Genomic DNA, 6,225 nt, shown 5'->3' with positions numbered 1-6,225 from the left:
ACCGTGAAGCTGTTCTGGGTCGAGCAGTTAGGCGTGGTGCCCGTCTCGGCATACACGTACACCGTCTGGCTCGCCGTGAGCACCGTGCCCGCGGAAAGGCTGCCGCCCGTACCGTTCGGACCGTTGAAGTACTGCCCTGCCGTCAGCGCAGGAAGCGCATACTGCTGGCACGCGCTCACGTTGGCCGGGGCGTCAGCTTGTGGTGTGACGTTGATCGTTACCACGAAACTTGCCGATGATTGACAGATGTTCGGAGCAGTTCCGGTCTGAGCCACGACCCAAATCGTTTGCGTAGCGGTTACGCTGTAACCTGTCGGATACGTCGTTCCCGTTCCATCGGCTAAAGTATTGTAGAACTGGCCGGCAGCAAGTGCAGGAAGCGCATAAGTGTCGCAAGCTGTTACGTTGGCAACCGTCGGAACCGCTGGCGTAGGATTGATCGTCACAAGGAAACTGTCCTCAACCAAACAGTTCGGAGTTGTTCCCGTTTCGGCAATCACCCAAATCGTTTCGGTGTTGCTGATGATTTGTCCCGCAGGATAAGTCGTGCCCGTTCCGCCGGATTGTGTGTTGTAATATTGACCTGCCGCAAGCACCGGAAGTTGGTAGCTGTCGCAAGTCGTAACGTCTGAAGCAGATGGTTGCGTCGGTGTGACGTTGATCGTTACCACGAAACTTGCCGATGATTGACAGATGTTCGGAGCAGTTCCGGTCTGTGCAACGACCCAAATCGTTTCGGTAGAAGTTACGTTGTAACCTGTCGGATACGTCGTTCCCGTTCCATCGGCTAAAGTATTGTAGAACTGGCCGGCCGCAAGTGCAGGAAGCGAGTAAGTGTCGCAAGCTGTTACATTGGCAACCGTCGGAACCGCTGGCGTAGGATTGATCGTCACAAGGAAACTGTCCTCAACCAAACAGTTCGGGGTCGTGCCCGTTTCGGCGATAACCCAGATTGTTTCGGTGTTGCTGATGATTTGTCCCGCAGGATAAGTCGTGCCCGTTCCGCCAGATTGTGTGTTGTAATATTGACCTGCCGCAAGCACCGGAAGTTGGTAGCTGTCGCAAGCGGTAACGTCTGAAATAGATGGTTGCGTCGGAGTGACGTTGATTGTCACCACGAAACTTGCCGATGATTGACAGATGTTCGGAACAGTGCCGGTCTGAGCAACGACCCAAATCGTTTGCGTAGCGGTTACGCTGTAACCTGTCGGATACGTCGTTCCCGTTCCATCGGCTAAAGTATTGTAGAACTGGCCGGCCGCAAGTGCAGGAAGCGAGTAAGTGTCGCAAGCTGTTACGTTGGAAACGGTCGGAACCGCTGGCGTAGGATTGATCGTCACAAGGAAACTGTCCTCAACCAAACAGTTCGGGGTCGTGCCCGTTTCGGCGATAACCCAGATTGTTTCGGTGTTGCTGATGATCTGTCCCGCAGGATAAGTCGTGCCCGTTCCGCCGGATTGTGTGTTGTAATATTGACCTGCCGCAAGCACCGGAAGTTGGTAGCTGTCGCAAGCCGTAACGTCTGAAACTGATGGTTGCGTCGGTGTGACGTTGATCGTTACCACGAAACTCGCCGATGCCTGACAGCTCGGATTGTTGCCCGAAACTACCCAAATTGTCTCGGTCGCAGTTACGTTATGACCAACCGGATAAGTAGTTCCCGTTCCGTCAGAAAGCGTGTTGTAGAATTGACCCGCTGGCAAAGTCGGAAGCGAATAAGTATCGCAAGCCGTAACGTTTGCAACCACAGGAGTCGTTGGCGTTGGCGTGATGACAATGTCGAAATCTGTAAATGTTCGGCAGTTTGGCGTCGTACCAGATTCGGCAATCACATAAAGCGTGATATTGCTACAGATCAAATCTCCTGCAGCGTAAGCCGTCCCGGTTCCGTTTGAGGCTGTGTTGTAAACTTGACCAGCAGGAATCGCCGCAAGCGTGTAACAATCACACCAAGAAACATCTGCAAGTTGCGTTGCTTGAGGAGTTGGAATGATCGTGATATCGAAATCGGCAGAAGTTTGACAGATAGGATTCGTGCCCGAAACCACCCAAATCGTTTGGTTGGTATTGAAAACCTGACCAGCTGGATAAGTTACACCAGATCCGTTCGAAGCTGTGTTATAAAATTGACCCGCAGGCAAAGTTGGCAACGTATAGCTGTCGCAAACCGTTACATCGGCCACGACCGGAACTACCGGAGTTGCGTTTACCGAAATGGTGAACGAAGTAAAAGTTCTACATGCTTGAGGCGTATTGATGTCGGCAATCACGTAAAGTGTCGCGTTGCTACAGATTTGGTCGCCGGAAACGTAAGCCGTTCCGGTTCCGTCAGATGCGGAATTGTAGAATTGTCCCGCCGGAAGTGCCTGCAAGGTGAAGCAGTCGCAAACCGATTCGTTCGGGAGTTGGATAGCTTGAGGCGGCGTAATTTCCTGAAGTGTGAAATATCGGATACCGAAACATTCGGAACCACCTAGCGGATCGATCACGGAAACCCAAATGACTTCTCCGTCCGTACCCATATAATTGTTGTAGTTGCCGATACTTCCTGCCTGAACTTGTGCATTCGGCTCAGAATCCTCATAAGTATCGATCATGAATTCCGGATGTCCGTTGATCAAATCCGGTTCGATTTCAGAAAGATCGATAGGTTGACCTGCGCAAAACGGAAGCACCAAGTTTGCGGAATCTTCCAATGGCATATCAGGTTGGTATTCCACGACGATGTTGTCTGTTTGCTGACAACCTCCGCCAATCGCTACGACCACAGAGTAAATTCCGGCCTCATCGATCACAATCGAGTAATTGGTTTCACCCGGAATAAGCAAATCGTTCAAATACCACTGATAAGTAGCACCGGCAATTGGGGAAGAGCCCGCGAAAAGCGTTTTAGGCTGACCCGGACAAACTGCCGCAGGACCGACCAAATCTGGCCATTCGTTGTAAGAGTCGTTTTCGAAACCTTCTCCTACGAGATTCGTTTGGCCTACGTTGAAACTTCCACCTTCGATGAAAACGGCCGTTGCCAACGCAGTATCCTGCAAGTCGGCCACACAAAGTTTGATTTCGTAAACGTGGTTCGGAATAACCGTTGCAGCCGCCGTCATTGGATAAAGTAAACCTTGGATGTTTACAGGCGTCTGATTCGACGGAATTGACGGAGAAAACAGGTCGAAGTATTGAGCGTTTTCCGAGACACAGTTCCCATTATACGCTATATCATGGATAGACGTCACACCGATAGGTGTATTTGTATTGGGAACAACTGCCAAATTTACTCCAGGCGTTCCAGCTGTGATATCCTTAAGGATAAACGCGAAAACATCTCCAAATGTACACTGCCAAAAGCCATATTCTTCTGAAGAGAACAAGAAGTTGAAGCTAAAACTGGTTGTTAAAGGCGTAAAATTAAACTTAATTTCAGAATAGTCTTGCAGCCACTTATTTCCGTTAAGAGGAATCGAGTTACTGATTGTCTGCAAGTCCTGAATTTCCGGTCTTGGCACGTTTCCAGGTCCAGGATTGTTAAAACCTGTTCCTGCCGTTTCTCCCGGCGGATTATTGTAATGCTGCGCCAAAAAACCTGTTCCGGCGCTCGCCATCACGACACCGTCCTTAAAAGGAAAGTCGGCGTTTTGTCTCCTGAAATATCCGATTGATGAATTTTGTGATGCAGAATATCCAATTGCCGTGATATTATCAACTTCAGCACACTCCGAGTGAATCAGAACGTCTTCAACAAGTTCTGCCAGCGTGTGGATATCGTTTTTCACTTCTATATGCCTTGGCGAAGCATTGCTGGTATCGGTACATCCACCACAAGCAGGAACCGGATCTGGCGTAGGACTTGAAACCGAAACCGTATTGGTCAAGGTCGTGTTGGTCAAGTTATAATTTTCGGGAACGGCGATTGTGACTTGGTAAGTGACCATCGTGCCGGCCGGAATGCTCGCGATCAAATCAGAAAGTGCGCCCGTTCCGGAAGAACCGTTACTTCCTGCCCAGTTCATGGTCGTGATCTGGTTCGGAAGCGGATCGTTGACCTGAACATTCACAGCGTCGCTTGGCCCAAGGTTGGTGATCGAAATGTTGTATGTTACGTTACCGTCACTGTTGTAAGTCGTGCTGTTATCGGTCTTGAAAGTGACCAGATCCGCGTAAGCGAAAGGCGTATCGGTATCGGTGCAAGTCGCGCAACCCGGATTCGGATCTGGCGTATCGCTCGTAACCGCGACCGTATTGACCAAATTGGTCGCTTGGTCGAAACTTGCCGGAACGAGAACCGTAACCGTATAAGTCAAGGTCTGACCAACGGCAACCGACGCAAAGTTCTGGTTGATATTTCCAGTTCCGGTCGTACTTCCCGGACCCGTCCAGGTAACATTCGCGGCAGGAACTCCCGCAGGAACGTTATCGACTATATCCACGTTTGTCGCAGCGTTCGGTCCGTTGTTGTGAACTGTTATCGTGTAAACAACTGAGCTTCCCGGCGTGAACGACGTGACCCCATCAGTTTTGTTCACGACCAAATCAGCTCCGCCGGCCGGTGCTTGCGTATCTGTATCGCTACAAGTCGTACAACCCGGATTTGGATCTGGTGTTACACTTGTCGCGTTGGCTACGCTCGTAAGCGGCCCCGTAAATCCGGCGGGCACGCCCAAAGTGATGGTATAGGTAACCGTCGCTCCGGCAACTAAAGTAGGAATCGTATTGTTAAGGGCGACGTTAGTTCCGTTCGAGCCGTTTGTTCCCGTCCAAGAAAATGCAGTGATTCCGGCTGGAATCGGATTCGTGACGATGACGTTTGTGGCGGCCAGCGGCCCAAGATTTGTAACCGTAACGATATAAGTATTGTTCGTTCCCGGAACGTAAGTCACGTTGTAATCAGTATTGGTCACGACCAAATCTGCGCCGAAAGTGTAAGTATCCGTATCTGTACATTGTGTACAAGCCGGAGTCGGATCTGTGGAAGTACTTGTTACCACAACTTGGCTTGTCAACGAAGGCGCTGTCAAAGTTCCTGGGATATTTACCAGAATCGTATAAGTGATCGTGGTTCCAGGCGCCATTGTCGGGATCAAATCGCTCAAAGGAATGCCCGTTCCCGAACTTCCGTTAGAGCCATTCCAAGAAAAATTCCCGGCAGGAATACCCGCGGGAATCGCATTGTCAACCTGAACGCCTGTCGCCACTCCGGGCCCGTTGTTCGTGACGGTGACTGTATATGTATTCGTCGTCCCGGACACGTACGTCGTTTGACCGTCCGTATTCGTGATTTCGAGATCGGCGCCGAAACCTTGTGTGTCGACATCGGTACAACCTGCGCATCCCGGAACCGGATCTATCGAAGGCGTTGTGGTTGAAACGGTACTGGTCAAGTTTCCGGTAAATGTCGTTGGAATTTGTATGGTTACCGTATAGACGACACTTGATCCGGCAACGATCGATGGAGCCGTGTTGTTCAAAGGAACGCCAGTCCCGGAGGAACCATTGCTTCCCGTCCACGAAAAGTTCGCGGCAGGAATTCCGGCCGGAATCGGGTTACTCACCACAACATTGGCCGCAGTCAAAGGACCGTTGTTGTGAACCGTGACCGTGTAGACATTTGTTCCGCCTGGAACGTATTGCGTCTGATTGTCAGTATTCGTTACTTCCAAATCGGCTCCAAGCGCTCGAACGTTCGTATCGACGCATTGCGGACACGTTGGATTCGGATCGACAGATGTCGAAGTCACGGCAGTCGTGCTAGTCAAAGGTCCGAACATCGAGGCCGGAATCTCCATCCAAATCGTATAAGTAACGGTTTGGCCTACAGGCAGGTTTGCAATGGTGTTGTTCAGCGGATCGTTGACGCCGCTGCTACCGTTGCTTCCCGTCCACGAGAAGTATTCTATGCCGTTGGGAATCGCATTTTGCACGTTGACGTTCGTCGCCGCGTTCGGCCCAAAATTCGTGACGGTCACCGTGTAAGTCGATGTCGTGCCAGGAATGTAGTAATTTGAGTAATCCGAATTCGTAACTACGATGTCAGCTTGGGAAAATGCACTAACAGATAGAAAGAAAAAAAACAGCAGAAGTAAAGTTTTTTTCATAGAAGTACAAAGATGGAATCAGTTTTCAGGTTTTTATTCTGAAAACTTTAAGTTGTGTTAATTTTTTTTTAATCCCCAAATATAGAAAAACACCAATCATATGTTTGTTAAATTTGCATCCAAAATTAGTAAA

1 protein-coding gene is annotated in these 6,225 nt (G+C 50.0%); it reads right to left on the bottom strand.

Features of this window, described 5'->3' with window-relative positions; genetic code table 11:
* The coding region (locus EOO49_RS01155; RefSeq protein ID WP_290842042.1) for a choice-of-anchor L domain-containing protein at positions 1–6,092 on the bottom strand (6,092 nt) is incomplete at its 3' end.
* Between the last annotated feature and the right edge of the window lie 133 nt (positions 6,093–6,225).

Origin of the sequence: Flavobacterium sp. (assembly GCF_004295795.1) — a bacterium.
Taxonomy (GTDB): domain Bacteria; phylum Bacteroidota; class Bacteroidia; order Flavobacteriales; family Flavobacteriaceae; genus Flavobacterium.
This window is presented reverse-complemented; position numbering and strand designations above follow the sequence as displayed.